Below are 26,549 nucleotides of genomic sequence, written 5' to 3'. Positions count from 1 at the left end.
GGCATGCCCGCACCTTTTTCAGAGGTAAGTCGACTCCCATGAACCGCACCGGCCGCACCCTTGTATTGGGCTGCCTGTTGCTTGTCTATCCCCTGCTGGCGACTGCTGGCGGCAACTCGTTGTTAATCCCGGCGATGGGTCGTTGCACCCTCAATACCCAGCCAGAGAACCTGCCCGCTGCGCTTGAAGCGTGCCAGCAGGCCGCCAAGGGTGGGGATGCGCAGGCGCAGTACGAGTTGGGTGAGTTCTATTACGAGGGCAGAAATGCACCTCGCGATTTGCCGCAGGCGCTGAATTACTTCGAGCAGGCCTCATTGCAGGGCCATGCCCAGGCGCAGTATCAACTGGGCTTGATGTTCAGCCGTGGTGAAGGGGTGCAGGCCAATAACATTCAGGCGTATATCGTGCTGAAGATGGCCGCAGTCAATGGCTCGGAAGAAGCGCTGGATGCCGCCGACGAGGTATCGGCAAAGATGCAGCGCGACGAACTGGAAGTTGCCACCCAGGTACTGGGGCAGATCTTCCGCAAATACCTGCTTGAACTGCAGACCGCCGAAGGGCGCAGCCCCTTCTCTCCGCTGCCCTGACCAGCAATAGCTCAGGGCACTTGCGATTCAGACTTACTTTTCCGGCATCGGCATGGGAAACGGCATTACGTTGCTGCTGCCGCGCGCTTCGCTGATCTTCGGCACGCCCATGCGCTCGACTTCGTCGATGCGTACAATCGAATGCATTGGTACGAAACTGCGCACCACGCCTTCGAACTGAGCCTTGAGCTTCTCTTCGCTCGGGTCCACCACAACCGTCGTGCGTTCGCCGAAAACGAATTCTTCAACTTCCAGAAAGCCCCACAGATCACTTTGATAGATCTGCTTGGCGTACATCTCGAACACCTGTCCCTGGTTGAGGAAAATCACCTTGTAGATTGGAGCTTCGCGTTTGGTCATAACGGGCGGGTAACGATCGGAGATGAAAAAGGGGCACGGACTATAGCATGTCCATCGGACAGCCAACGCTAGGAACCCAAGCCCTTCATCCTTATAATGCTCGGTTCACTGATACGGTTGATGATCACGCATGGCCAAGAAGCTTTATATCGAAACCCACGGTTGCCAGATGAACGAGTACGACAGCTCGCGCATGGTCGATCTGCTGGGCGAACATCAGGCCCTGGAAGTCACCGCTCGCGCGGAAGACGCCGACGTGATCCTGCTCAATACCTGCTCGATTCGCGAACGTGCCCAGGACCGGGTGTACTCCCAGCTTGGCCGCTGGCGTGAATTGAAGCTGGCCAATCCCGAGATGGTGATCGCTGTCGGTGGCTGCGTAGCCAGTCAGGAAGGCGCAGCCATTCGTGACCGCGCGCCCTATGTGGACGTGGTGTTCGGCCCCCAGACCCTGCATCGCCTGCCGGAAATGATCGACGCAGCGCGTATCACCCGCTTGCCACAGGTCGACGTCTCGTTCCCGGAAATCGAAAAATTCGACCACTTGCCCGAGCCTCGCGTCGATGGCCCGAGCGCTTATGTATCGGTGATGGAAGGCTGCAGCAAATACTGCACGTTCTGCGTGGTGCCCTACACCCGTGGCGAGGAAGTCAGCCGGCCGTTTGACGATGTGCTGAGCGAAGTCATCCACCTCGCCGAAAACGGCGTGCGTGAAGTCACCCTGCTGGGGCAGAACGTCAACGGTTATCGCGGCACCACCCACGACGGGCGGGTTGCAGATCTGGCGGACCTGATCCGCGTGGTCGCCGCGGTCGATGGCATCGACCGAATTCGCTACACCACCTCGCACCCGCTAGAGTTTTCCGACAGCCTGATTCAGGCCCATGCGGAGGTGCCGGAGCTGGTCAAACACCTGCACTTGCCGGTGCAGTCGGGTTCCGACCGCATTCTGGCGGCCATGAAGCGCAACCACACCACACTGGAATACAAGTCCCGCTTGCGCAAGCTCAGGGCGGCCGTGCCGGGCATCAGTATCAGTTCCGACTTCATCGTTGGCTTCCCCGGCGAGACCGAAAAAGATTTCGACAACACCATGAAGCTGATTGAAGACGTGGGTTTCGACTTCTCGTTCTCGTTCGTCTACAGCCCGCGCCCGGGTACGCCTGCCGCAGATCTGAAAGACGACACGCCAGAAGCGCTCAAGAAAGAGCGCCTGGCCGCGCTGCAACACCGCCTGAACCAGCAGGGTTTCGAGATCAGCCGGCAGATGGTGGGCAGCATCCAGCGCATTCTGGTAACCGACTATTCGAAGAAAGACCCTGGCGAACTGCAGGGCCGCACCGAGAACAACCGGATTGTGAATTTTCGCTGCAACAATCCGAAACTGATCGGGCAGTTTGCCGACGTACACATTGATGATGCGCAGCCGCACTCTCTGCGTGGCTCGCTGCTACAGTAAAACTTTAATGTCGCCGCAGAAACGAATCGCCGAATGAATTCGGTTCTGCGCGGTCCCTACCATTGAGCACGGTGAATTCCTGGCGCAGCCTTTAACAAGGCAAAGCTTTCACACAACCAGCGCCAGGGGGTATTCTTCAATACATCTCAATTGCCGCCGGACGGCCATTAAACGACCTTGAACGCACCCATAGAACCTCATCGCTTCACCCTCGAGCCTTTCGAAGCCCATCGTTTCGCCAACCTGTGCGGGCAACTCGACGAGCACTTGCGCCTGATCGAGCAACGCCTGGACATCGAGATCCGCAATCGCGGCAATCAATTCGAGCTTATTGGTGATTCAAAACAAAATCACTCCGCCGAGAATCTTCTGCGCCGCCTGTACCGGGAAACCAAGGGTACCGAGCTGACGCCGGACATGGTCCACCTGTTCCTTCAGGAATCAGGCGTGGACGGCCTCGACAACCACCCTGCCGCCGAAGTCGGCGTCTCGCTTCGCACCAAAAAGGGCATGATTCGCCCGCGCGGCCTGAATCAGCAGCGTTACGTCAAGGAAGTCCTCAGCAACGACATCAACTTCGGCATCGGCCCTGCGGGTACTGGCAAGACGTACCTGGCGGTTGCCTGCGCAGTCGATGCGCTGGAACGCGAGCAGATTCGTCGCATCCTGCTGGTGCGTCCGGCGGTCGAAGCGGGCGAGAAACTGGGCTTCTTGCCCGGCGATCTGGCCCAGAAGATCGACCCGTACCTGCGCCCGCTGTATGACGCGCTGTACGAGATGCTCGGTTTCGAATACGTCGCCAAGCTGATCGAGAAGCAGGTCATTGAAGTGGCACCGCTGGCTTACATGCGCGGACGTACCCTTAATAACAGCTTCATCATTCTCGACGAAAGTCAGAACACCACTGTCGAGCAGATGAAGATGTTCCTGACCCGTATCGGCTTCGGCTCTACCGCCGTGATCACCGGCGACATCACCCAGGTCGACCTGCCCAAGGGCACCCGGTCGGGGCTGACGCATGTCATTGATGTGCTCAAGGACGTGCCGGGCATCAGCTTCACGCATTTCAAACCCAAGGATGTGGTTCGCCACCCGCTGGTGCAGCGCATTGTCGAGGCCTATGAGCGCTTCGATGATCAGCTCAGCGACGGTTCGTCGGGCAACAACAGTTACCCACGGGACAAGAACCGCGATGCTTGAGCTGGACCTGCAGATTGCAAGCGAAACAAGCGCCCCCGACGAAGCCCGATTCCGCCTCTGGTGTGAAATGGGCTTGCGTCAGCGCAGTGCCGATTCCGAGCTGACCATCCGCCTCGTCGACGAAAACGAAGGGCGCGAGCTCAATCACACCTGGCGACATAAAAATTACGCTACAAATGTGCTTTCATTCCCGGCGGATGTTCCAGACGACATGCTGGACATCCCGTTGCTGGGCGACCTGGTCATCTGCGTCCCGGTGGTCAACCGTGAAGCTGCTGAACAAGGCAAGTCCGTCGACGCGCACTGGGCACATATGGTCATTCATGGCTGCCTTCATCTGCTGGGTTACGACCACATCGATGATGAAGAAGCCGAAGAAATGGAAGCACTGGAACGAACGTTGCTTGAGGAGCTGGGCTACCCCGACCCTTACGCAGAAGATGAAAGTGCCGACCACCCCCATTCAGACACACCAAGCAAGGACCACGAGTAAGGGCTATGAGCGAAGACCGATCGAGCAACGGGCAAAAGTCATGGTTGGGTAAACTGACCCAGGCCTTTGTCCATGAGCCGAAAAACCGCCAGGAGCTGCTTGAGCTGCTGCGCGAAGCCCACCAGAACAAACTGCTGGACAGCGAAGCGCTGGCCATCGTCGAGGGCGCCATTCAAGTGGCTGACCTGCAAGTACGCGACATCATGGTGCCGCGCTCGCAGATGATCAGCATCAAGGCGACCCAGACACCCCGTGAGTTCCTGCCTGCGGTCATCGATGCTGCGCACTCGCGCTACCCGGTGATCGGCGAGAGCCACGATGACGTACTCGGCGTGCTGCTGGCCAAGGATCTGCTGCCTCTGATCCTTAAAGCCGACGGCGACAGCGACGACGTCAAGAAGCTGCTGCGTCCCGCTACGTTCGTGCCCGAATCCAAGCGCCTCAACGTGCTGTTGCGCGAGTTTCGCGCCAACCACAATCACATGGCCATCGTCATTGACGAATACGGTGGTGTGGCAGGTTTGGTGACTATCGAAGACGTACTGGAACAGATCGTCGGTGATATCGAAGATGAGCATGACGTCGAGGAAGACAGCTATATCAAGCCACTGCCCAGCGGTGACTTCCTGGTCAAGGCCCTCACGCCGGTCGAGAATTTCAACGAATTCTTCGACAGTGCGTTCTCCGATGACGAGTTCGACACCGTGGGCGGTCTGGTGATGAATGCCTTCGGCCATCTGCCCAAGCGCAACGAAATCACTGAAATCGGTGCGTATCGTTTCCGCATCCTGAGCGCTGACAGCCGTCGCATTCATTTGCTGCGCGTGACTCCCATTTCACGTCCGTAACCACTTGATGCTGTTTTAAGGAATCTACATGCGCTGGATAACCCGCCCCGGCTGGCCCGGTAACCTGCTGGCCCTGGCGGCTGGCGGGCTCACGACCCTGGCCCTGGCGCCCTTCGACTTCTGGCCGCTGGTGCTGGTGTCGGTGGCCCTCTTCTATTTAGGGCTGCGCGAGCTGAATCCGCGCCAGGCGCTGGCTCGTGGCTGGTGTTACGGCTTTGGCCTGTACGGCGCGGGCACCAGCTGGATCTACGTCAGCATCCATACCTACGGTGGTGCTTCGGTACTGCTGGCCGGGCTGTTGATGCTGCTGTTCATCGCTGCCATTGCCCTGTTTTTCGCCCTGCCCGCCTGGGTCTGGGCGCGCTGGCTACGTCGCAACGAAGCGCCGCTGGCCGATGCACTGGCGTTTGCAGCACTATGGCTGTGGCAGGAGGCATTTCGCGGCTGGTTCCTTACCGGCTTCCCGTGGCTTTATTCCGGTTACAGCCAGCTTTACGGACCACTTGCCGGGCTCGCCCCGGTCGGTGGTGTATGGCTAATCTCGTTCTCGCTGGGCCTGACTGCCGCACTGTTGTGCAACCTGCACCGCTTGCGGGCACGCAAATCGTTCCTGGCGACGGGTGTGGTGCTGTTGCTGGCACCCTGGATCGCAGGCCTGGCACTCAAGGACCATGCCTGGACATCACCGTCCGGCCCGCCGCTGAAAGTCGCGGCGATGCAGGGCAACATTGAACAAAGCATGAAGTGGGACCCGCAAAAGCTCAATGATCAGCTCGCGCTGTACCGGGACATGACCTTCCGTTCGCAGCAGTCTGACCTGATCGTCTGGCCGGAAACCGCCGTGCCGGTGCTCAAGGAAAGCGCAGAAGGCTATCTGGCGATGATGGGCAAGTTCGCTTCGGACCGCGGCGCAGCGCTGATCACCGGCGTGCCGGTGCGTGAACCGACCGGGCGCGGCGAGTATCGCTATTACAACGGCATCACGGTTACCGGCCAAGGCGATGGCACCTACTACAAGCAAAAGCTCGTGCCGTTCGGTGAATACGTGCCGCTGCAGGACCTGTTGCGCGGGTTGATTTCCTTCTTCGACCTGCCGATGTCGGACTTCGCCCGCGGCCCGAACGACCAGGCGCTGTTGCAGGCCAAGGGTTATCACATCGCGCCGTTCATCTGCTACGAAGTGGTTTATCCAGAGTTCGCCGCAGGCCTGTCGGCGCAAAGCGACCTGTTGCTGACGGTCAGCAATGACACCTGGTTCGGTACCTCGATCGGTCCGCTGCAACACTTGCAGATGGCCCAGATGCGCGCCCTTGAAGCGGGCCGCTGGATGATCCGCGCCACCAACAACGGCGTGACCGCGCTGATCGACCCGTTTGGCAGGATTACGGTACAGATTCCGCAGTTCGAACGCGGCGTGTTGTACGGCGAAGTGGTACCGATGCACGAACTCACGCCCTACCTGCGCTGGCGCTCATGGCCACTGGCAATTGTCTGCCTGCTGCTGTTCGGCTGGGCATTGATGGCAGCACGGATTGCCAAAACCGTCTGAGTGCACGAAGCCGGTATCGCCTGCTTTCAGGCGATACCGGCTAAAGAGTCAGTGGCTGGGCGGATAAATCCACGGATAAACCAGCAAGCCTGCCGCTTCATTAAGTAACACGCCGCTTTGCCTGAACACACGACTTTCAGGCAGCCAGCCTCCAAAGGGGCGAGCGTTGTCGACACCAAGAAAGCCGACCGGCGCACTCACCACGGTAAAACCAGCCTTCTCGAAACTCCAGCGCGCTCGTTGCATATGCCAGGCTTGCGTGACCAGCACCACGCGCTTGATGCCTAGCGGTTGAAGAACCGCAGCGGTCATTGTCGCGTTTTCCCATGTCGTTCGGCTCAGCCCTTCCTGCCAGCGTGCCGTCACACCAAAATCATCGTGCAGCGACTGCGCCATGATCGACGCCTCGCTGGGCGGCTGATCAAAGTGCAAGCCGCCGGTGGTCAGTATTGGCAGTCCGGACGTTTTCGACAACCGCGCCGCCAGACGCAATCGCTCCAGCCCCAGACCAGTCGGTGTATCTGTGCCCCACGTCGGAGAATTGCGCTCACGGCCATTGCCCAGTACCACGATGGCGTCCGCCTGCTGCGCCAGTGTCGCCCATTGCTGCTGCGGCAAGGGCGGGACCTGCTCAATTTTACGGGCAGCGAACTCTACCGCCACCGGCAGGCTCATCAGCCACAACCCACCAAGACCGAAGGCAAAAAATGCCGTTGCCAGGCGCGGACGGGAACGACGCAACCACCAGCCAAGAATGAGCAGAACAAACAGGACACCGGGCGGCAAAAGGAGGGTTTTGAGCAGGTAGCGCAAAGGCATCGGGACATCTCCAAGGATGTCCGCAGCCTAGAATGTTTGAAGCCAGGCGACAACGCCTGAAGTAAGCAGGCCCTTCGCCTGCGCGCAGAAGCGAGATTTTAAATAGTTAACTGTTGCGACCCAACCGTGCCAGGCCCTTGCCTCGTCGCCTGTCTTTCAACCAGATGATAGTCGCTGACGCTCTGGACGGTCTGCCGAGATCCGGCTGGAAGACCAGCTGCTCCCTGACAGCGACGTCCGCAGCCCTCAGGCCTTTTTCCAGATACGCTTCGATCAGCTGGAATTCGGCACTGCTCAAGCCCTTGAGTTCAAGCTCGGCTGGCGTCTCGTTTCGGAGCCGGACCGAGGTACTCGCCGTCTCGAGCGCAAGCCCGAGGCGGTCGATCAGACGCTCATACAGTTCGGACAGGCTTACTACATGCTGCAACTCGGTCATCCGCTCACCTCATCGAAGATAATCATCACCCTCGAAATTGAGCTTAGCGCTGCTGTGCAAACCGGCATGGAACTGCGACCAACGGGCAGATAGGGCTGTCAGCCGGGCTTTGAGCGCTGCGAGGCGCAATCAGGGTTTCCCTCGATAGACAGCCCTCATGTATGCTACTGCGCTTCCTGTAATTCCACTTCCGTGCTCTTGAGCCCGAACGCACCGCACAGACAGTTGCAATTGTCCGCCACGCGGTGCCGACCTGACTCGGCGAAGCAATGAAGAGGTCAAGGGTCACTAATCTTTAGTAAAAAGTAGCCATGCACGAACTCTATCAGCCCCGCGAAATCGAAGCCGCTGCCCAGACATTCTGGGATGAGCAAAAGTCTTTTGAAGTCAGTGAACAGCCAGGCAAGGACACTTTCTATTGCCTGTCGATGTTTCCTTACCCGAGCGGCAAGCTGCACATGGGTCATGTACGCAACTACACCATTGGCGATGTCATTTCCCGATACCAGCGCATGCTGGGCAAGAATGTCCTGCAGCCACTGGGCTGGGACGCGTTCGGCATGCCGGCCGAAAACGCCGCCATCGACAACAACGTCGCGCCGGCCAAGTGGACCTACGAAAACATCGCCTACATGAAGAACCAGCTCAAGAGCCTGGGTCTGGCGGTCGACTGGTCGCGCGAAGTCACCACCTGCAAGCCTGATTACTACCGCTGGGAACAATGGCTGTTCACTCGCCTGTTCGAAAAAGGCGTGATCTACCGCAAGAACGGCACCGTCAACTGGGATCCGATCGACCAGACCGTACTGGCCAACGAGCAGGTCATCGATGGCCGCGGCTGGCGTTCCGGCGCGCTGATTGAAAAGCGCGAAATCCCGATGTACTACTTCAAGATCACCGCCTACGCCGATGAGCTGCTGGAAAGCCTCGACGAACTGCCGGGCTGGCCTGAACAGGTCAAGACCATGCAGCGCAACTGGATCGGCAGGTCGCGCGGCATGGAAGTGCAGTTTCCGTACGATCAGGCCTCGATCGGCGAAGCCGGTGCACTGAAAGTCTTCACCACCCGCCCTGACACCCTGATGGGCGCGACCTATGTCGCCGTTGCCGCCGAACACCCGCTGGCGACCCTGGCCGCGCAAGGCAACCCTGGGCTGCAAGCGTTCATCGATGAGTGCAAAGGCGGCAGCGTTGCCGAAGCAGACGTTGCCACTCAGGAAAAGAAAGGCCAGCCGACTTCGCTGTTCGTCGAGCACCCGCTGACCGGCGAGAAACTGCCGGTGTGGGTCGCCAATTACGTGTTGATGCATTATGGCGATGGCGCAGTCATGGCCGTGCCGGCACACGATGAGCGTGATTTCGAGTTTGCCACCCAGTACGGTCTGCCGATCAAGCCCGTAGTACGCACCAGCGCCGGCGACCAGACGCCTGCCCCATGGCAGCCGGCCTACGGCGAGCATGGCGAGCTGATCAATTCCGGCGAGTTCACCGGCCTGAATTTCCAGGCCGCATTCGATGCCATCGAAGCGGCACTGGTGAAAAAATCCCTCGGTCAGTCGCGCACCCAGTTCCGCCTGCGTGACTGGGGCATCAGCCGCCAGCGTTATTGGGGCTGCCCGATCCCTATCGTGCATTGCGATACCTGTGGCGACGTGCCGGTTCCTGAAGACCAGTTGCCGGTTGTCCTGCCTGAAGACGTAGTGCCCGACGGCGCTGGCTCGCCACTGGCGCGCATGCCCGAGTTCTACGAATGCAGCTGCCCGAAATGCGGCGCACCGGCCAAGCGTGAAACCGACACCATGGACACCTTCGTCGAGTCCTCGTGGTACTACGCTCGCTATGCGTCGCCGCATTACGAGGGTGGTCTGGTCGAGCCGAATGCTGCCAACCACTGGTTGCCGGTGGACCAGTACATCGGCGGCATCGAACACGCCATTTTGCACCTGCTCTATGCGCGCTTCTTCCACAAGTTGATGCGTGACGAAGGCTTGGTGACCTCGAACGAGCCGTTCAAGAACCTGCTGACCCAGGGCATGGTCAACGCCGAAACCTACTTCCGCATGGAAACCAGCGGCAAGAAGACCTGGATCAACCCGGCCGACGTGACTCTCGAAAGAGACGCCAAGGCCAAGGTTATCAGCGCGAAGCTGACCAGCGATGGCCTGCCGGTGGAAATCGGCGGCACTGAAAAGATGTCGAAGTCGAAGAAAAACGGTATCGACCCGCAAACCATGATCGATCAGTACGGTGCTGATACCTGCCGTCTGTTCATGATGTTCGCCTCCCCGCCCGACATGAGCCTGGAGTGGTCCGACTCGGGCGTCGAAGGCTCGCATCGCTTCCTGCGCCGCGTGTGGCGTCTGGCTCAGGCGCATGTCGCTCAAGGCGCATCGACCGGTCTGGACATTGCGGCACTGACGGATGACCAGAAAACCATCCGCCGCTCGATTCACCAGGCGATCAGACAGGCGAGCCAGGATATTGGCCAGAACCAGAAATTCAATACCGCCGTCGCACAAGTGATGACGCTGATGAACGTCCTGGAAAAAGCCCCGCAGGTCACCCCGCAGGATCGCGCGCTGCTGCAGGAGGGTCTGGAGACGGTCACCCTGCTGCTGGCACCGATCACGCCGCACATCAGCCACGAGCTGTGGACGCAACTGGGCCACAATGAGCCGGTCATCGACGCTGGCTGGCCTGCATTCGATGCAAATGCGCTGGTTCAGGACAGCCTGCAACTGGTGATTCAGGTCAACGGCAAGCTGCGCGGCCATATCGAAATGCCCGCCAGCGCCAGCCGCGAAGAAGTCGAAGCGGCCGCACGTATCAACGAGAACGTATTGCGCTTCACTGATGGCCTGACCATTCGCAAGGTGATCGTCGTGCCTGGCAAGCTGGTCAACATCGTCGCAAGCTGATTGGATCGGGCGCCCGGCAGACGCCGGGCGCCGAACATATTTCCAGGGTACGCAGTGTCGGCCCAAACGGATTCAAGGGGAGCATCAAGATGATCAAACGCAATTTGCTGGTGATGGGCCTGGCTGTTCTGTTGAGTGCCTGTGGCTTCCAGCTGCGCGGCACCGGCACCACCGAGCTGGCCATCAAGGAGCTGGATGTCAGCGCGCGTAACGCTTATGGCGAAACCGTGACTCAACTCACTCGCCTGCTGACCAGCTCCGGCGTCAAGGTCTACACCGGCGCGCCTTACAAGCTCATGCTGACCAACGAAGCAGAAACCCAGCGCGCCATCAGCTATTCGGGTTCGGGGCGTTCGGCTGAATACCAGCTGACCACCACCCTGACCTATGAAGTGCATGGCGACAGAGATCGTTTCCTGCTCGGCGACAAGGTCACCGCAGACCGCTCCTACGTTCACGATGGCAACAACCTGACCGGTTCCGATCAGGAAGCTGCCCAGGTTCGTCAGGAAATGCGTAACGACCTGATCCAGAAAATGATGGCGCGCTTGCAGCAAATGACGCCGACACGCCTCGAAGAACTGCAGGCCAAGGCCGACGCAGTTGCCAAGGCTGAAGCCGACGCACAGGAAGCCGCCCAGCGGATCCGCGACGAGACGCCTCAGCAATCGCCTGTCGAAGTACCGGCCAGGTAAGTGTCCGGGGCCAGTCAGCTGGCCCCGGCATGCTCTGACTCATGAAACTCGCCCCCGCCCAACTGGGTAAACACCTGCAAGGTGCGCTTGCGCCTGTCTACGTGATCAGCGGCGATGACCCGTTGCTCTGCCAGGAAGCTGCTGATGCCGTGCGTGCTGCTGCGCGCCAGCAAGGTTTCGATGAACGGCAGGTATTCAGCGCTGACGCCAGCTTCGACTGGGGTACGCTGCTCCAGGCCGGCGCCAGCATGTCGCTGTTCGCCGAGCGCCGTCTTCTAGAACTGCGCTTGCCCTCAGGCAAACCCGGTGACAAAGGCGCTGCGGCGCTCATGGAATACTGCGCCAGGCCTGCCGAAGACACCCTGCTGCTGATCAGCCTGCCCAAGCTCGATGGCAGTGCGCAGAAAACCAAATGGGGCAAGGCTCTGGTTGAGGGTGCGCAAACCCAGTTCGTGCAAATCTGGCCGGTGGACGTCGGCCAATTGCCGCAATGGATTCGCCAGCGCCTGTCGCAGGCGGGCCTGGCAGCGACTCAGGACGCCGTCGAACTGATCGCGGCCCGGGTCGAAGGCAACCTGCTGGCGGCCGCGCAGGAAATCGAAAAGCTCAAGTTGATGGCCGAAGAAGGCCAGATCACCGTCGAGACAGTACAGGCGGCCGTGGCCGACAGTGCGCGCTTCGACGTATTCGGTCTGACCGATGCAGTGCTCAACGGCGAAGCTGCCCATGCGTTGCGCATGCTGGAAGGCCTGCGCGGCGAAGGGGTCGAACCCCCCGTGATCCTCTGGGCCCTGACCCGCGAGCTGCGCGCGCTGGCCAACATGTCCCAGCAGTTCAGTCAGGGCGTGCCACTCGACAAAGTGTTCAGCTCGGCCCGCCCGCCGATCTGGGACAAGCGCAAACCATTGATGAGCAAAGCCCTGCAACGCCATTCGGCAAAACGCTGGAGCCAGTTGCTGATGGACGCACAGCGCATCGACGCACAGATCAAGGGGCAGGCGCCAGGCTCGCCGTGGAGCAGTCTCAGCCGACTGGCGCTATTGATGGCAGGGCAACGGCTGGCACTGCCTGCGGAGTGAGCTGTCATGTCCGAGCTTGTTCAAGAGTTACTCGAAGTAATCCTTCGTGCGATCTGCTATCCCGTTGGCTGGCCCATCGTGCGACTGTTGTCACGCGGTAGATATCCATCCAGAGGGTCGTGGTTTTCAAACACCGCAGAAGCAAACTGGACGGTAGCAACAGGGCTCGCAATTCTGGTGATCACCATGATGGCGTTGCTTCATCAATTCGATATGCCCTGATCGGCCTGCATTTTAAACCCTCGTTATTACACAGCGGCCAAGCGCGCTTTTCAGCACCATACACATATCTCGTGGGAGCGAGCTTGCTCGCGAAGAGGTCAGTGCAGCCCCTGAAACTCGAGCGTTCGGACGATTGCCTTCGCGAGCAAGCTCGCTCCCACAGGTATTGCATTCAAGTCCGCCTCCCGCGTCATAGCACACGACTATTAGACACAAGCGCCAATCTGCCCGATTATTTGCATCGCTTTACAACACCCATCAGGAGCACCCCGCCATGAGCAAGCCAAAGCGGCCGAACAAGGCCAAATCCATCATTGCCCAGCCATTGTTCCGCAGTCGTCAGGAACAACCCGCCAAGGGCAAAGGCAGCTACCGCCGCGAAGCCTTCCAGTCTAAAAGCTGGGAGGCTTCCTGCTTTATGGCGGCCTGATATCGAGCAACATCTCCGGGGCGCTTTCAACCGCTTAGCCGTGTTATGGTCTGCACCTAACGGTAATACCCTTGGACTCAAGCATGCCTTCTCGTTTTACCCATCGCCCGCAGCTGCGCCAACTCATCGCTGCCTCCAGCCTTGTTGCCTTGGTAGCCTGCGCAGAAAAACCCACTGCAGCCGATGCCACGCCTCTTCAATCCAGCAAAGCACAGACAAACGCTCCTGCCGTAGCCCCTACGCCTGCGCTGGTCGTTGATGACAGCCTCACGATTCAACCCGCCGTCAGCTTCAGCGAATGGCAGGCCGGTTTTCGTGTTCAGGCGTTAAAGGCAGGTATCCGGGCGGATGTATTCGATCAGGCATTCGCCGGTGTCACTCCCGACATGAGCGTGGTCAAGGCCGACCGCAGCCAGCCTGAGTTCACCCGTCCGATCTGGGAATACCTGGACGGTGCCATCTCCGCCGCACGCGTGCGCAAGGGGCAGGCGCTGCTTTCGCAGTACGCTGACGACCTGCAGAAGATCGAGCAGCAGTACGGTGTGGATCGTCAGGCGCTGGTCGCGGTATGGGGCATGGAAAGTAATTTCGGGTCGTTCCAGGGCACGCAATCCGTCATTCGCTCGCTGGCTACGCTGGCCTATGAAGGTCGCCGTCCCGGTTTTGCACAGAGCCAGTTGCTGGCCGCGCTGGAAATCATCCAGCATGGCGACATCACACCGGACAAGATGCTGGGTTCGTGGGCCGGTGCGATGGGCCAGACCCAGTTCATCCCGACCACCTATAACACTCATGCCGTCGACTTTGACGGCGATGGCCGCCGTGACATCTGGAACACTCCCGCCGATGCCCTGGCCTCCACTGCGCATTACCTGCAAAGCTCTGGCTGGCAACGCGGTCAGCCCTGGGGGTTTGAAGTGGTACTCGGCTCCGGGTTTGATTACTCGCTGGCAGATTCGACCACTCGCAAGAGCCTCGCTGAATGGCAACAACTGGGCCTGAAACAGCCGGACGGCTCGGCGATTCCAGTCGCAGCCAGCCAGCAGCAAGCCGCCTTGTTGTTGCCAGCCGGTTATCGCGGGCCAGCCTTTCTGGTGCTGGATAACTTCCGAGCCATTCTCAAGTACAACAACTCCACCTCGTACGCACTGGCGATCAGCCTGCTTTCTGACCGGTTCAAAGGGGCCGGGTACGTAGTAGGTGCATGGCCACGCGGGGACACTCCGCTGAGCCGCTCTGAACGCATTGAACTGCAAACCCTGCTCTCGGCACGTCAATATGACGCAGGCGCACCAGACGGCATTATCGGTGCCAATACGCGCAAGGCCATTCGTAGCGCGCAGCAATCATTCGGCTGGCCGGCAGATGGTTACCCGACGCATGAATTGCTGGAGGCCCTGCGCAAGCCTGTGGGGCAATAATCGGGAGGACGCAGAGCGTCCAGAACGGCATGCCCACGCGGAGCGTTGGCACGATAATCAACCGCAAACAAAAAGGGCCAGGTATCGCTACCTGGCCCTTCTTGTTTTTGCGGCGTGCTGTCAGAGCATTGCCTTGGCGATCTTGGCCTGCTCGTCGGCATGATACGAAGAGCGTACCAGCGGCCCGGATGCGACGTTCTTGAAGCCCATCTTGTAACCTTCCTCGGCAAACCAGGCAAAGGTGTCAGGGTGGACAAAGCGCTGCACCGGCAGGTGGTTGCGCGATGGCTGCAGGTACTGACCCAGCGTCAGCATGTCGATGTCGTGCTCGCGCATGCGCTGCATGACTTCGATAACCTCTTCGTCGGTCTCGCCCAGACCCAGCATCAGCCCTGATTTGGTCGGTACATGCGGGACCATCTGTTTGAAGCGCTGCAGCAGGGTCAACGACCACTGGTAGTCCGAACCCGGACGCGCAGCCTTGTACAGACGCGGAACGGTTTCCAGATTGTGATTGAACACATCCGGTGGCTCGGCAGCGGTGATTTCCAGCGCTACGTCCATGCGGCCACGGTAATCGGGCACCAGTGTTTCAAGCTGTACGCCCGGCGACAGCAGGCGGATTTCGCGGATGCAGTCGGCAAAGTGCTGAGCACCACCGTCACGCAGGTCGTCACGGTCCACCGAGGTGATCACTACGTACTTCAGACGCAGGTCGGCAATTGCGATGGCGAGGCTCTTCGGTTCGTTGACGTCGAGCGGCTTTGGACGACCATGGCCCACGTCGCAGAATGGGCAGCGACGGGTGCAGATGTCGCCCATGATCATGAACGTTGCGGTGCCACCGGAGAAGCATTCGCCCAGGTTCGGGCAGGACGCCTCTTCACAGACACTGTGCAGCTTGTGCTTGCGCAGCAATTGCTTGATACGGTCGACTTCCGGAGAAACCGGGATGCGAACACGAATCCAGTCGGGTTTCTTCGGCAGATCTACCGTTGGAATGATCTTGACCGGGATGCGCGCAACCTTTTCCGCTCCGCGAAGCTTGACGCCCGCTTCGACTTTCGGACGGGCCACTCGCTCGGAAACATCCAGCGTCGGGATCAGGGTTTGCACGGTGTCAGTCATAATGGTTTATTCCGCCCGTAAGGGTCGCCTGCTCAGCGTAGTCGAGGTGTTTGACGAGCTGCGCACGCAGTCGGGCACTTACCTCGGAAAATTCTATCTGCCCTGCCTGATCGCTCAGTTGGGTCATGGCCAACCCGGCGTATCCGCAAGGGTTGATGCGGCGGAACGGCTCCAGGTCCATGTCGACGTTCAACGCCAGACCATGAAACGAGCAGCCGTTGCGAATGCGCAGACCGAGCGACGCGATTTTCGCGCCGTCGACGTATACACCCGGTGCATCGGCCTTGGCGGCTGCCTTGACGCCGTAGTCGGCGAGCAAGGCGATAAGGGTATTCTCGATCCGTGTTACCAGATCGCGAACACCGAAACCAAGGCGCCTGACGTCCAGCATCAGGTAAGCCACCAGTTGGCCCGGGCCATGATAAGTCACTTGGCCGCCACGATCGACCTGTACGACAGGAATATTGCCCGGCAGCAGCAAATGTTCGGCCTTGCCGGACTGTCCCTGGGTGAAAACCGGGGGGTGCTGGACCAGCCAGACCTCATCGGCAGCCTCGCGGCCACGCCCATCGGTAAAGCGCTGCATAGCGTGCCAGGCGGTTTCGTAATCGATCAGGCCCAGATCACGAAAACCCAGCGCAACCGTCATCAGAGCACCATGTGCACGAAACCCGTAGCGCGAAGGGCACTATTGATATCGCGCAATTGATCTTCGCCTGTAGCGACGATGTGCAACTGGACGGTGGTGTATTTGCCGTTGCTGCTCTGACGCTCGGCGAGTGTCTTGAGGTCGACCTGAGCGTACTTGTGCAGGACTTCCATAACAGCAGCAGTAAAGCCCACGCTGGTGTCACCGATCACCTTGATCGGATAGTCATCGCAGGGGAATTCGATTTTGTGCGACTTGATGTCGGTATCAGTCATGGCAGTAAAGGTCTCACAAGCCGTGACGACGGACACGCGGCCCGCTCAGATCATGAGCGGGCCGCGAGAAGGTCGGCAGTAGTTACTGGAGGGTCAGTTGAACAAGCCGTAGAAGAACAGGCGGATGCTATCCCACACGCGGCGGAAAATGCCACCTTCCTCAACTGCATCAAGCGCAATCAGGTTAGCGGTATGAACCACCTGATCGTCTTTCTTGACCTCGACCTTACCGATCACGTCGCCCTTGGCGATTGGCGCAACAAGTTGCGGGTTCATGGTCATGCTGGCGGACAGCTTCTTCATGTCGCCTTTTGGCATTGTCATGCTCAGATCTTCAGCCAGACCGGCCTTGACCTGACGCTCAGTGCCTTTCCAGACGGTTGCCTGAGCCAGCTCGGTGCCCTTCTGATAGAAGTTCTGGGTTTCGAAGAAACGGAAGCCATAGGTCAGCAGCTTCTGGGTTTCAGCCGCGCGGGCCTGCTCGCTGTTGGTGCCGAACACTACTGCGATCAGACGCATGCCGTCACGTACAGCCGAAGACACCATGCAGTAGCCGGCCTCGTCGGTGTGGCCGGTCTTCAGACCGTCAACGGTCTTGTCGCGCCACAGCAGCAGGTTGCGGTTAGGCTGCTTGATGCCGTTCCAGAAGAACTCTTTCTGCGAGTAGATCGCATAGTGAGCCGGGTCTTCGTGAATGATTGCACGCGCCAGGATCGCCATGTCGTGAGCCGACGAGTAGTGCTCGGGGTTCGGCAGACCGGTCGGGTTCATGAAGTGGCTGTTGGTCATGCCCAGATCGCCGGCGGTCTTGTTCATCATGTCGGCAAATGCATCTTCGCTGCCGGCAATGTGCTCGGAGATCGCGACGCTGGCGTCGTTACCCGATTGAATAATGATGCCGTGCAGCAGGTCGCTGACCGTCACCTGGCTGCCCACCTTGATGAACATCCGCGAACCGCCTGTGCGCCAGGCATTTTCACTGATGGTCACCGGATCGTTCTCGCCGATCTGGCCGCGACGAATTTCCAGGGTCGCGATGTAGGCGGTCATCAGCTTGGTCAGACTGGCAGGTGCCAGACGCTGGTCACCGTTGTTCTCGACCAGAACGTTGCCGCTGGTGGCATCCATCAGTACGTAGGACTTGGCTGCCAGTTGCGGCGCAGCAGGCGTCATCTGCTCTGCCGCCCAGACGGTCGGGGTAATAATCAGTGCAACAAGCAGGCACAAACGTTTTGCAAAGGTGGTGATGTTCATCCGTCTCTCGAGAATCCTAATGGGCAAACATGCCCTTGCGGGCAAAACTGAACAGACCGGCGAGGCTAAAACGCCTCGGTACGGCTCGTGGCGCCAGGCTGTAACCCTGGCTGACAAAGTCGCCTGTTCGACACACGACCTTGTGGGCAGTTACCTGCAACGCTGGCCCTGATGGCAAAGCTGCGCTGCCTGCGACTGCATATCGTCCTCCATTGTTGCTGGAAAACGATTGTCGAAAAACTTATTGATCCGATGTCACTACGCTTGGCTGACCCAGATTGGCCGACCTGACGCTGTTTTGCAGTTGCTGGGCTTCACCCGGCGTGTCGATCGGTCCCATCCGGACCCGATAGAGCGTTTGCTGATTGCGAGCTATCGAGCTGACGAACACCGGCGCTCGAACCATCCCGCTCAGTTTCGACCTCAGGAGCTCCGCAGCGTCCGGGTTGGCGAAGGCTCCCACCTGGAGAAACAGCCCAGCGGCTTGTCCTGAAGCGTTTTTTTTTGCGTCAACCTGCAACGGCACGACAGGTGCGGCGTGTTGCTGCGGTGGCGGCGTGTATTGCTCGACGGTTCCGGTCGATGTCGACAGCGCGGGCGGCGTGGCCTGAGCCATCACTTGCGGCTGATTGAGCATCAGCGGTGCCGGACGGCCACGTTGCGCCCACCATTCCTGCGGGTCGATACCTTCGACCTTCACCCGGGCGGTGCCGGTTTCGGCATAGCCCAGCTTTTTGGCGGCGGCGTAGGACAAGTCGATAATGCGGTCAGAATAGAACGGCCCGCGGTCGTTGACGCGCAGAATCACCGTGCGGTTGTTGTCCAGGTTGGTCACTTTGACATAGCTGGGCAGCGGCAGGGTCTTGTGCGCGGCGCTCATGCCATACAGGTCATACACCTCGCCGTTGGCGGTGTTCTGGCCATGAAACTTGGTGCCATACCAGGAAGCGGTGCCCGAAGCGACGTAACGCTTTGAATCGCTCATCGGAAAATAGGTCTTGCCCAGCACCGTATACGGGTTCGCCTTGTAGGCACCGGTATGCAGGGTCGGCGTTGCATCTGGGATGCGCGAGACATCCACGTCCCACCACGGCGCGCCGTCCTTGTGGGCACGGTTGATGTCCAGCCCCGGCATCGAGCGCACAGCCGCACCGCCTTTTGGCGACTGCGACGAGGTTGTGCGTGACGGCGACGAGCAACTGGCAACCAGCACTGCGAGGCCGGTCAACGCCAGAAGCTTGAATGTTTGCAGAATTGGCAATGCCCGCATTACTTGACGCCTCGAGCTTGAACCAACGATTCAGACAGCTGATACACGGCCATGGCGTACATCACACTGCGGTTATAACGGGTGATAGCATAAAAATTGTTCAAACCCAGCCAGTATTCAGGACCATTGTCGCCTTCAAGACGGAACGCCGTTACCGGCATATCGTCGCGCAGCGCATCATGACTCGCCCAGCCCAGCTGTCGCAACTCCCCGACCGACATTACCGGATCAAGCGCAGGGCTCAACCCTTCGTCAACCCGGTCGCCACGTGCGGTCGCGCGGCTGACTACCGGCTGACCGGCTACCCAGCCATGACGCTTGAAATAACTGGCAACGCTGCCGATGGCATCGTCCGGGTCGGTCCAGATGTTGATATGGCCGTCGCCGTCGAAATCCACTGCATAGGCGCGGAAACTGCTCGGCATGAACTGCGGCAGGCCCATTGCTCCGGCGTACGAGCCTTTGAGGGTCAAGGGGTCAACCTGTTGTTCGCGAGCCTGCAGCAGAAACTCACGCAATTCCTTGCGGAAGAACTGTGCGCGTGGCGGGTAATCGAAACCGAGCGTCGACAACGCATCGATCACCCGGTAATTGCCGGTGTTGCGGCCGAAAAAGGTTTCCACGCCAATGATCGAAACGATGATCTGCGCCGGTACACCATACTCCTGCTCGGCGCTGGCCAATGCGGCCTCGTGCTGACGCCAGAAATCGACACCGCGGGCGATGCGCGTATCGGTGATGAACATCGGCCGATACTCTTTCCACTGCTTGACCCGTTCGGCCGGGCGGGAAATGGCATCGAGAATCGCCTGCTTGCGCTCGACCTCACGAAACAGGCTCATCAACTGCTCACCGGCAAAACCGTGATCGCGGGTCAGCTCACCGACGAATTCCGCTACCTGGGGCGAACCCTCATAGTCGCCGGCCAGCGCCTCTTGCACCGATCCAAGGATGCCTACCAGACCGACCACCGGAGCATATCGAGCCCAGTTACGCATTGCTTGCATTGAATAGTTCACCTTAATCAAACTTGAGCAATCCATTTACGGTGTGTATGGATCGACATCAAAACCCCAAACGCTGACAGTAGGGTCACCAGCGAAGTTCCGCCGTAGCTAATGAAGGGCAATGGCACCCCCACCACTGGCAGCAGGCCACTGACCATACCGATGTTGACGAAAACGTAAACAAAAAACGTCATGGTCAACGCTCCGGCCAGCAGTTTGCCGAATAATGTCTGCGCCTGTGCCGTGATCACAAGCCCACGGCCGATCAGCAGCATATAGATGATCAGCAGCGCACAGATGCCCACCAGACCGAACTCTTCACCCAGTACCGCGATGATGAAGTCGGTGTGGCTTTCCGGCAGAAAGTCCAGGTGCGACTGAGTGCCCAGCAGCCAGCCTTTGCCGAAAACACCGCCCGAACCAATGGCTGCCTTTGACTGAATGATGTTCCAGCCGGTGCCCAGCGGATCGCTTTCCGGGTCGAGAAAGGTCAGCACGCGCTGTTTCTGGTAGTCGTGCATGAAGAAGAACCACATGGCCACTGCAGCAGGCACAGCGGCCGCCAGCACACTGATAATCCAGCGCCAGCGCAGGCCGGCCATGAACAGCACGAAGGCCCCGGACGCCAGAATCAGCAGCGAGGTGCCCAGATCAGGCTGGCGCACGATGAGAATGAACGGTACGCCAATCAAGGCGAGACTGACCGCCACATGTTTGAGATGCGGTGGCAGCGTGCGCTTGGACAGATACCAGGCGATGGTTGCCGGCATGATGATCTTGAGAAACTCCGAAGGCTGGAAGCGGATCACCCCGGGAATGTTGATCCAGCGTGTCGCGCCCATGGCGTTGTGGCCCATGACATCCACGACTACTAGCAGCAGGACGCCGAGCACATACAGCACAGGCACCCAACGCGCCATGAAACGCGGCTCCAGCTGGGCAATCACCACCATTGCAACCAGACCGATACCAAACGAACTGGCCTGCTTGATGAGCAGGTCCCAGTTCTTGCCGCTGGCCGAATACAGGACGAACAGGCTGCCAGCCGCCAGGGTCAGCAACAGGATCAACAACGGGCCATCGATATGAATGCGCTGCAAAAACGTGGCACGGCGACGCATCACGTCTTCGCTGGACAGGATGCGGTCGAAATTACTCTTCACGGGCCGCAGCCTCCAGATTCAGGGAACCGGCATACTCAGGCTTGAGATGGCCGTTTTCGTCGAGCAGCCAGGCGTCCATCACCTGCCGCACAACGGGTGCAGCAACGCCGGAACCGGATTCGCCGTTCTCGACCATCACTGCAACAACGATTTTTGGATTGTCGGCCGGTGCAAAACCGACAAACAGGGCATGGTCACGATGACGCTCCTGAACCTTGGTACGGTCGTATTTCTCGCCCTGCTTGATGGCGACTACCTGAGCCGTACCGCTTTTGCCGGCGATCCGGTATTGCGCACCGATGGCAGCCTTGCGCGCCGTACCACGCGCGCCATGCATCACTTCCTGCATGCCGTGGTTGACTCGCCCCCAGTTGGCCGGGTCGCGCAGCACGATGTTCGGCATCGGGTTTTCATCCACAGGTGCCTTGCCTTCGATGGTTCTGGCCAGATGCGGACGGTTCCACACACCTTTGTTGGCCACCAGTGCGGTCGCCTGGGCCAGTTGCAACGGCGTTGCCTGCATGTAGCCCTGCCCAATGCCGAGAATCAGGGTTTCGCCAGGGAACCAGGCCTGGCGACGGGTCGCACGCTTCCATTCACGGGACGGCATCAGACCGGGGGACTCCTCGAACATATCCAGCGACACTTTCTGCCCGATGCCGAACTTGTTCATGTAGGTGGAAAGCCGATCGATGCCCAGTTTGTGCGCCAGATCGTAGAAATACGTGTCATTGGAACGCATGATCGCGGTATCCAGATCCACCCAGCCATCACCGGTGCGGTTCCAGTTACGGTACTTGTGATCGTAATTGGGCAGTTGGTAATAGCCAGGGTCGAACACTCTTGAGCCGGGCGTTACTGCACCGGCGTCCAGCCCGGCAATCGCCACGGCAGGCTTGATGGTCGAACCGGGCGGGTAAAGGCCGCGCAGAATGCGGTTGAACAGCGGCCGGTCTATTGAATCGCGTAGCTCGGCGTAGGCCTTGAAGCTGATACCGGTGACAAACAGGTTCGGATCGAAGCTCGGCGCACTGACCATCGCCAGCACTTCTCCGGTGGCAGGGTCCAGCGCGACTACCGCGCCACGACGCCCACCCAATGCGGCCTCGGCAGCTTCCTGAAGGTTGATGTCCAGGCTAAGAACGATGTCCTTTCCAGGGATCGGGTCGGTGCGCTTGAGCACGCGCAGCACGCGGCCACGGGCGTTGGTCTCGACCTCTTCGTAGCCGACCTGACCATGCAGATCGGGTTCGTAAAATCGCTCGATACCGGTCTTGCCGATATGGTGCGTGCCGCTGTAATTGATCGGATCGAGGCTCTTGAGCTCTTTTTCGTTGATCCGCCCCATGTAACCGACCGAGTGAGCAAAATGCGGCCCTTGCGGGTAATGCCTGACCAGTTGCGCAACCACTTCGACACCTGGCAGGCGGAACTGGTTGACCGCAATCAGGGCGATCTGCTCTTCGCTCAGCTCGAACAGGATAGGCACCGGCTCGAACGGCCGACGCCCCTGCTTCATACGCTTTTCGAAGATGATGCGATCATCCGGGGTGAGCTGCAGGATCTCGACAATGGTGTCGAGCACACTGGACCACTCGCCGGCACGCTCACGGGTCATGCTGAGACTGAAACTGGGCCGGTTGTCCGCAACCACCACGCCATTACGGTCGTATATCAGCCCACGGCTGGGCGGAATCGGCTGAACGTGAACGCGGTTGTTTTCCGAAAGTGTGGAGTGATACTCGTACTGGATGACCTGCAGGTAATAAAGCCGGGCAATCAGTACGCACACCAGCAACACGACCGCCACGGCACCGAACACGACCCTGCCGCGCACCAGGCGTGCGTCCTTTTCGTGGTCTTTGAGGCGGATCGGTTGAGACATTTAGGCCGTATTCACAGTAAAGACGATGCTACTTGTGATAAGGGTGCCCGGACAGGACTGTCCAGGCGCGATACATCTGTTCGCCGATCAGAATGCGCACCAGTGGATGCGGCAGGGTCAGCGGCGACAGGGACCAGCGTTGTTCACTGCGGGCACAGACTTCAGGCGCCAGCCCCTCGGGGCCGCCGACCATCAGGTTGACCGTACGCGCATCGAGGCGCCAGCGATCGAGTTCGACCGCCAGCTGTTCGGTGCTCCACGGTTTGCCATGCACTTCAAGCGTGACAATCCGCTCGCCCGGCTGCACTTTCGCCAGCATCGCCTCGCCTTCCTGACGGATGAAGCGCGCAACATCGGCGTTCTTGCCCCGGGTATTGAGCGGGATTTCCACCAGTTCAAGCGCAAGCTCGGAGGGCATCCGCTTGGCGTACTCATGCCAACCTTCCTCCACCCACTTGGGCATGCGCGAACCCACAGCAATCAGACGCAAACGCACATCAAGGCCTTATTCGTTGCCTGGAGTGTGGTGCGCAGCGCTGGCGGCACGGCTTTGTTCAGCGCCCTGCCACAAGCGTTCCAGGTCGTAGAACTGGCGTGCCGCAGCGGTCATTACGTGAACGATCACATCGCCCAGGTCCAGCAGAACCCAGTCGCTGTCGCTGTCGCCCTTGCCTTCTTCGCTCAGGGACTTCAGGCCGGCTGCCTTGACCTTGTCACGGACGTTATCGACCAGTGCATTCAACTGACGGTTGGACGTACCGGTGCAGATCAGCATGTAGTCGGCGATGCTGGTCTTGTCACGCACATCGATGGTCAGGATGTCTGCACCCTTGACTTCTTCAAGGGCTGCAATCGCAACATTGATGACTTCTTCACTGCTCATTTTTTGCTTTGTCATATAAAACTCATTCAGCTCGTATGTGTGGGACCGTTCAAACGCTTATCGATCAAAGCAGTTTCAGGACGACCCATCAGTGTTCGGCGCGCGGTAAAGTCCGCGTGCATCGATATAGGCCAGTACCGCGTCTGGCACCAGAAAACGTACCGACTTACCGCTGGCCAGCAGTTGACGGATCTGGGTGGCAGACACCGATAAAGGCGTCTGCCAGACGAATGTAATGTGTCCACCCGGCCCTTTCAGGGCCTTGGGGTCGCTGACCGCGCGTGCCGCCAGCAGATTGCGCATGGCATCCGGCGACTCGCTGTCCGCGTCCGGGCGTTGCAGCACCACGATATGGCAGTGCTCCAGCAGTTCTTCCCACCTGTGCCAGGTCGGCAGCCCGCAAAAGGCATCCCAACCCAGCAACAGGAACAGCTGGTCCTGAGGCGCCAGTTCGGCGCGCATCGACTCCAGTGTGTCGAGGGTATACGACGGTTTGTCCCGTTTCAGTTCACGGTCATCCACCGTCAAGGGCGACACGCCCGCAACCGCGCTCTGAACCATCGCCAGACGGTCCTCGGCGGTGACACTCGGCATGTCACGATGCGGAGGCCTGGCGCTGGGCGTCAGGCGCAACTCATCGAGTTCCAGCAGTTCGGCCACTTCAAGCGCACCGCGCAAGTGACCGATATGAACCGGGTCAAACGTACCCCCAAGCATACCGATACGTCTGGGCAGCGCTGTCGTGGGGTTGTTCAAGTCAGGCTTGTCCGCGCAATTGACCATCACCGATCACGATGTACTTCTCGCAGGTCAACCCTTCAAGCCCGACTGGACCGCGGGCGTGCAGCTTATCAGTAGAAATGCCGATCTCGGCACCCAATCCGTATTCGAACCCGTCCGCAAAGCTGGTCGGTGCATTGACCATGACCGAACTGGAATCGACCTCGGCCATGAACCGGCGAATCTGACTTTGATGGTCGGAAACGATGGCATCGCTGTGATGCGAACCATAATGGTTGATGTGCTCGATGGCTTCGTCCAGCCCTGAAACGACGCGAATCGACAGGATTGCAGCCAGGTATTCGGTGTGCCAGTCGTCTTCGGTGGACGGAATTACGTCGATCAGGTCACGGGTGCGCTCGCAACCGCGCAACTCGACGCCCTTCTCGCGAAACTGCGCGGCCATGGCGGGCAGGAAATCGGCGGCGATGGTTTGATCGACCAGCAGGGTTTCCATCGCGCCGCAGATCCCGTAGCGGTACGTCTTGGCATTGAAGGCAATCTTCTGCGCCTTGGCCAGATCGGCGTGGGCACTGACATACACATGGCAGATGCCGTCCAGATGCTTGATGACCGGCACGCGCGCATCGCGGCTGACCCGCTCGATCAGGCCCTTGCCCCCACGCGGAACGATGACGTCAACGTACTCGGGCATGGTGATCAATGCGCCAACCGCTGCACGGTCGGTGGTTTCAACCACCTGCACCACAGCAGCAGGCAGCCCGGCCTCGGCCAGACCACGCTCGATGCAGGCGGCAATGGCACGATTGGAATGAATGGCTTCGGAACCGCCACGCAGGATAGTCGCGTTACCGGACTTCAAGCACAGACTGGCCGCATCGATGGTCACATTCGGACGCGACTCGTAGATGATTCCCACAACACCCAGCGGCACACGCATCTTGCCGACCTGAATACCCGACGGCCGATAGCTCATGTCGCGGATCGCACCGACCGGGTCTGCCAGACCTGCTACCTGACGCAACCCGACGATCATGCTGTCGATACGCGCGGGGGTCAGGGCCAGTCGTTCCAGCATTGCCGGCTCAAGGCCATTGGCCTGACCATTGGCCAGGTCCAGCGCATTGGCGGCAGACAGCTCGGCGCGCGCTTCATCCAGAGCAGCGGCAGTGGCTTGCAGGGCGCGGTTCTTCTGCGCAGTGCTGGCACGACCGATCACTCGCGAGGCTTCGCGGGCGGCGCGACCCAGGCGGGTCATGTAGTCAAGAACGGACTCAGTCATGGTCTCAGAGGTCTTGGCAAAGAGGAAAGCGGCTGATTATAGCTGTCGTGCCGCACGAACGACAGCGCAGACAGGCGGATGGTCGATATCAGTGCGCAGATTTATTGCGCAGACCGATGCCTATCCCCCTCAGCCCTCATCGTTACATACAAAGTCCGCTTTTGATTCTGGCCGAAAGCCATAGGAGCGGACTTGTCCGCGAAGGGGCCGTGACATCCGCAGGAGGTGTATCGCCCGAAATAAAGCTTTCGCGAACAAGTTCGCTCCCACGCCCTGCGGGCAGAAGCCTGAACGCCACCATTTATCACGCTCAGCCCTCATCGTTATACGCAAGTCCGCTTTTGATTCTGGCCGAAAGCCGTAGGAGCAGACTTGTCCGCGAAGGGGCCGTGACATCCGCAGGAGATGTGTCGCCCGAAATAAAGCTTTCGCGAACAAGTTCGCTCCCACGCCCTGCGGGCAGAAGCCTGAACGCCACCATTTATCACGCTCAGCC

General features: G+C 59.5%; 28 protein-coding genes. 13 read left to right on the top strand and 15 right to left on the bottom strand.

The window, feature by feature from the left end:
- The first annotated feature begins 38 nt into the window (after positions 1–38).
- Positions 39–587, top strand: a complete 549-nt coding sequence (locus LJU29_RS04520) for a tetratricopeptide repeat protein (protein WP_002555313.1) — start codon at positions 39–41, stop codon at positions 585–587.
- A gap of 33 nt (positions 588–620) precedes the next feature.
- On the opposite strand, the gene LJU29_RS04515 is transcribed toward LJU29_RS04520, so the two are convergent.
- Positions 621–947 (bottom strand): DUF1820 family protein, encoded by a 327-nt coding sequence (locus LJU29_RS04515; RefSeq protein WP_002555314.1) that lies wholly within the window; start codon positions 945–947, stop codon positions 621–623.
- Between the two features lie 130 nt (positions 948–1,077).
- On the opposite strand from LJU29_RS04515, the gene miaB reads away from it, so the two are divergent.
- The 5 genes from miaB (at position 1,078) to lnt (ending at position 6,496) form a co-directional block, all read left to right on the top strand.
- Complete coding sequence (miaB, locus tag LJU29_RS04510; protein WP_005732197.1) at positions 1,078–2,406, top strand: tRNA (N6-isopentenyl adenosine(37)-C2)-methylthiotransferase MiaB; 1,329 nt, start codon at positions 1,078–1,080, stop codon at positions 2,404–2,406.
- A gap of 177 nt (positions 2,407–2,583) precedes the next feature.
- Positions 2,584–3,606 (top strand): PhoH family protein, encoded by a 1,023-nt coding sequence (locus LJU29_RS04505; protein WP_004666280.1) that lies wholly within the window; start codon positions 2,584–2,586, stop codon positions 3,604–3,606.
- Entirely contained in the window at positions 3,599–4,099 is a 501-nt protein-coding gene (gene ybeY, locus LJU29_RS04500; protein WP_002555317.1) for an rRNA maturation RNase YbeY, read from the top strand. Before LJU29_RS04505 ends, ybeY begins: the two co-directional genes overlap by 8 nt.
- A gap of 5 nt (positions 4,100–4,104) precedes the next feature.
- On the top strand, positions 4,105–4,947 hold the full coding sequence (locus LJU29_RS04495; RefSeq protein ID WP_002555318.1) for a CorC family transporter: 843 nt from the start codon (positions 4,105–4,107) through the stop codon (positions 4,945–4,947).
- A gap of 28 nt (positions 4,948–4,975) precedes the next feature.
- A complete protein-coding gene (gene lnt / locus LJU29_RS04490) occupies positions 4,976–6,496 on the top strand; it encodes an apolipoprotein N-acyltransferase (RefSeq protein ID WP_257111711.1) in 1,521 nt (506 codons plus the stop codon).
- Positions 6,497–6,544: 48 nt separating this feature from the next.
- Here the strand turns inward: lnt and LJU29_RS04485 are convergent, their stop codons facing one another.
- Both LJU29_RS04485 and LJU29_RS04480 read right to left on the bottom strand, forming a co-directional pair.
- Positions 6,545–7,315 carry a YdcF family protein gene (locus LJU29_RS04485; protein ID WP_257111710.1) on the bottom strand — a complete coding sequence of 257 codons (771 nt, stop codon included), beginning with the start codon at positions 7,313–7,315 and terminating at the stop codon, positions 6,545–6,547.
- 106 nt (positions 7,316–7,421) lie between these two features.
- On the bottom strand, positions 7,422–7,751 hold the full coding sequence (locus LJU29_RS04480) for a hypothetical protein (RefSeq protein ID WP_005753095.1): 330 nt from the start codon (positions 7,749–7,751) through the stop codon (positions 7,422–7,424).
- 311 nt (positions 7,752–8,062) lie between these two features.
- On the opposite strand from LJU29_RS04480, the gene leuS reads away from it, so the two are divergent.
- The 6 genes from leuS (at position 8,063) to LJU29_RS04450 (ending at position 14,516) form a co-directional block, all read left to right on the top strand.
- Complete coding sequence (gene leuS / locus LJU29_RS04475) at positions 8,063–10,669, top strand: leucine--tRNA ligase (RefSeq protein ID WP_257111709.1); 2,607 nt, start codon at positions 8,063–8,065, stop codon at positions 10,667–10,669.
- Between the two features lie 89 nt (positions 10,670–10,758).
- Entirely contained in the window at positions 10,759–11,364 is a 606-nt protein-coding gene (locus LJU29_RS04470; RefSeq protein WP_004655642.1) for an LPS-assembly lipoprotein LptE, read from the top strand.
- A 41-nt stretch (positions 11,365–11,405) separates the two neighbouring features.
- The gene (gene holA / locus LJU29_RS04465) at positions 11,406–12,443 is read left to right on the top strand and encodes a DNA polymerase III subunit delta (protein ID WP_257111708.1); all 1,038 of its coding nucleotides are present in this window, start codon (positions 11,406–11,408) and stop codon (positions 12,441–12,443) included.
- Positions 12,444–12,449: 6 nt separating this feature from the next.
- Complete coding sequence (locus LJU29_RS04460; RefSeq protein WP_080718857.1) at positions 12,450–12,665, top strand: hypothetical protein; 216 nt, start codon at positions 12,450–12,452, stop codon at positions 12,663–12,665.
- A gap of 274 nt (positions 12,666–12,939) precedes the next feature.
- Entirely contained in the window at positions 12,940–13,095 is a 156-nt protein-coding gene (gene arfA, locus LJU29_RS04455) for an alternative ribosome rescue factor ArfA (protein ID WP_002555325.1), read from the top strand.
- Between the two features lie 83 nt (positions 13,096–13,178).
- Complete coding sequence (locus LJU29_RS04450; protein ID WP_002555326.1) at positions 13,179–14,516, top strand: lytic murein transglycosylase; 1,338 nt, start codon at positions 13,179–13,181, stop codon at positions 14,514–14,516.
- A gap of 120 nt (positions 14,517–14,636) precedes the next feature.
- Here the strand turns inward: LJU29_RS04450 and lipA are convergent, their stop codons facing one another.
- From lipA to LJU29_RS04430, 4 genes are all read right to left on the bottom strand, one after another.
- Positions 14,637–15,644 carry a lipoyl synthase gene (lipA, locus tag LJU29_RS04445; protein WP_002555327.1) on the bottom strand — a complete coding sequence of 336 codons (1,008 nt, stop codon included), beginning with the start codon at positions 15,642–15,644 and terminating at the stop codon, positions 14,637–14,639.
- A complete protein-coding gene (gene lipB, locus LJU29_RS04440) occupies positions 15,637–16,293 on the bottom strand; it encodes a lipoyl(octanoyl) transferase LipB (protein ID WP_002555328.1) in 657 nt (218 codons plus the stop codon). Before lipB ends, lipA begins: the two co-directional genes overlap by 8 nt.
- Entirely contained in the window at positions 16,293–16,568 is a 276-nt protein-coding gene (locus LJU29_RS04435; protein WP_002555329.1) for a DUF493 domain-containing protein, read from the bottom strand. The genes lipB and LJU29_RS04435 overlap by 1 nt, the downstream gene beginning before the upstream one ends.
- A gap of 93 nt (positions 16,569–16,661) precedes the next feature.
- Positions 16,662–17,822 (bottom strand): D-alanyl-D-alanine carboxypeptidase family protein, encoded by a 1,161-nt coding sequence (locus LJU29_RS04430; RefSeq protein WP_057423516.1) that lies wholly within the window; start codon positions 17,820–17,822, stop codon positions 16,662–16,664.
- A gap of 19 nt (positions 17,823–17,841) precedes the next feature.
- Here LJU29_RS04430 and LJU29_RS04425 point away from each other — a divergent pair, with 19 nt between their 5' ends.
- Entirely contained in the window at positions 17,842–17,994 is a 153-nt protein-coding gene (locus tag LJU29_RS04425; RefSeq protein WP_004655649.1) for a hypothetical protein, read from the top strand.
- 69 nt (positions 17,995–18,063) lie between these two features.
- Here the strand turns inward: LJU29_RS04425 and LJU29_RS04420 are convergent, their stop codons facing one another.
- The 8 genes from LJU29_RS04420 to LJU29_RS04385 are packed head-to-tail and all read right to left on the bottom strand — an operon-like array spanning position 18,064 to position 26,053.
- Positions 18,064–19,092: a septal ring lytic transglycosylase RlpA family protein gene (locus LJU29_RS04420; protein WP_002555332.1), complete on the bottom strand. Its 1,029-nt coding sequence runs from the start codon at positions 19,090–19,092 to the stop codon at positions 18,064–18,066.
- Positions 19,092–20,099 (bottom strand): lytic murein transglycosylase B, encoded by a 1,008-nt coding sequence (gene mltB / locus LJU29_RS04415; protein WP_257111707.1) that lies wholly within the window; start codon positions 20,097–20,099, stop codon positions 19,092–19,094. Before mltB ends, LJU29_RS04420 begins: the two co-directional genes overlap by 1 nt.
- Positions 20,100–20,116: 17 nt before the next feature.
- Positions 20,117–21,220, bottom strand: a complete 1,104-nt coding sequence (gene rodA / locus LJU29_RS04410) for a rod shape-determining protein RodA (protein ID WP_005753105.1) — start codon at positions 21,218–21,220, stop codon at positions 20,117–20,119.
- A 31-nt stretch (positions 21,221–21,251) separates the two neighbouring features.
- Positions 21,252–23,147: a penicillin-binding protein 2 gene (gene mrdA, locus LJU29_RS04405; protein ID WP_005745383.1), complete on the bottom strand. Its 1,896-nt coding sequence runs from the start codon at positions 23,145–23,147 to the stop codon at positions 21,252–21,254.
- Positions 23,148–23,175: 28 nt separating this feature from the next.
- Complete coding sequence (rlmH, locus tag LJU29_RS04400; protein WP_002555336.1) at positions 23,176–23,643, bottom strand: 23S rRNA (pseudouridine(1915)-N(3))-methyltransferase RlmH; 468 nt, start codon at positions 23,641–23,643, stop codon at positions 23,176–23,178.
- A 9-nt stretch (positions 23,644–23,652) separates the two neighbouring features.
- Positions 23,653–24,045, bottom strand: coding sequence for a ribosome silencing factor (gene rsfS / locus LJU29_RS04395; protein WP_257111706.1), 393 nt, complete (start codon positions 24,043–24,045; stop codon positions 23,653–23,655).
- A gap of 60 nt (positions 24,046–24,105) precedes the next feature.
- Entirely contained in the window at positions 24,106–24,765 is a 660-nt protein-coding gene (gene nadD, locus LJU29_RS04390) for a nicotinate-nucleotide adenylyltransferase (protein ID WP_161794688.1), read from the bottom strand.
- A 22-nt stretch (positions 24,766–24,787) separates the two neighbouring features.
- Positions 24,788–26,053: a glutamate-5-semialdehyde dehydrogenase gene (locus LJU29_RS04385; RefSeq protein WP_054995804.1), complete on the bottom strand. Its 1,266-nt coding sequence runs from the start codon at positions 26,051–26,053 to the stop codon at positions 24,788–24,790.
- Positions 26,054–26,549 lie beyond the last annotated feature (496 nt).

This window comes from Pseudomonas ficuserectae (genome assembly GCF_024584585.1).
GTDB classification, from domain to species: domain Bacteria; phylum Pseudomonadota; class Gammaproteobacteria; order Pseudomonadales; family Pseudomonadaceae; genus Aquipseudomonas; species Aquipseudomonas amygdali.
The sequence above is the reverse complement of the archived record's forward strand: the minus strand, read 5'-3'. Positions and strand labels throughout refer to the sequence as shown.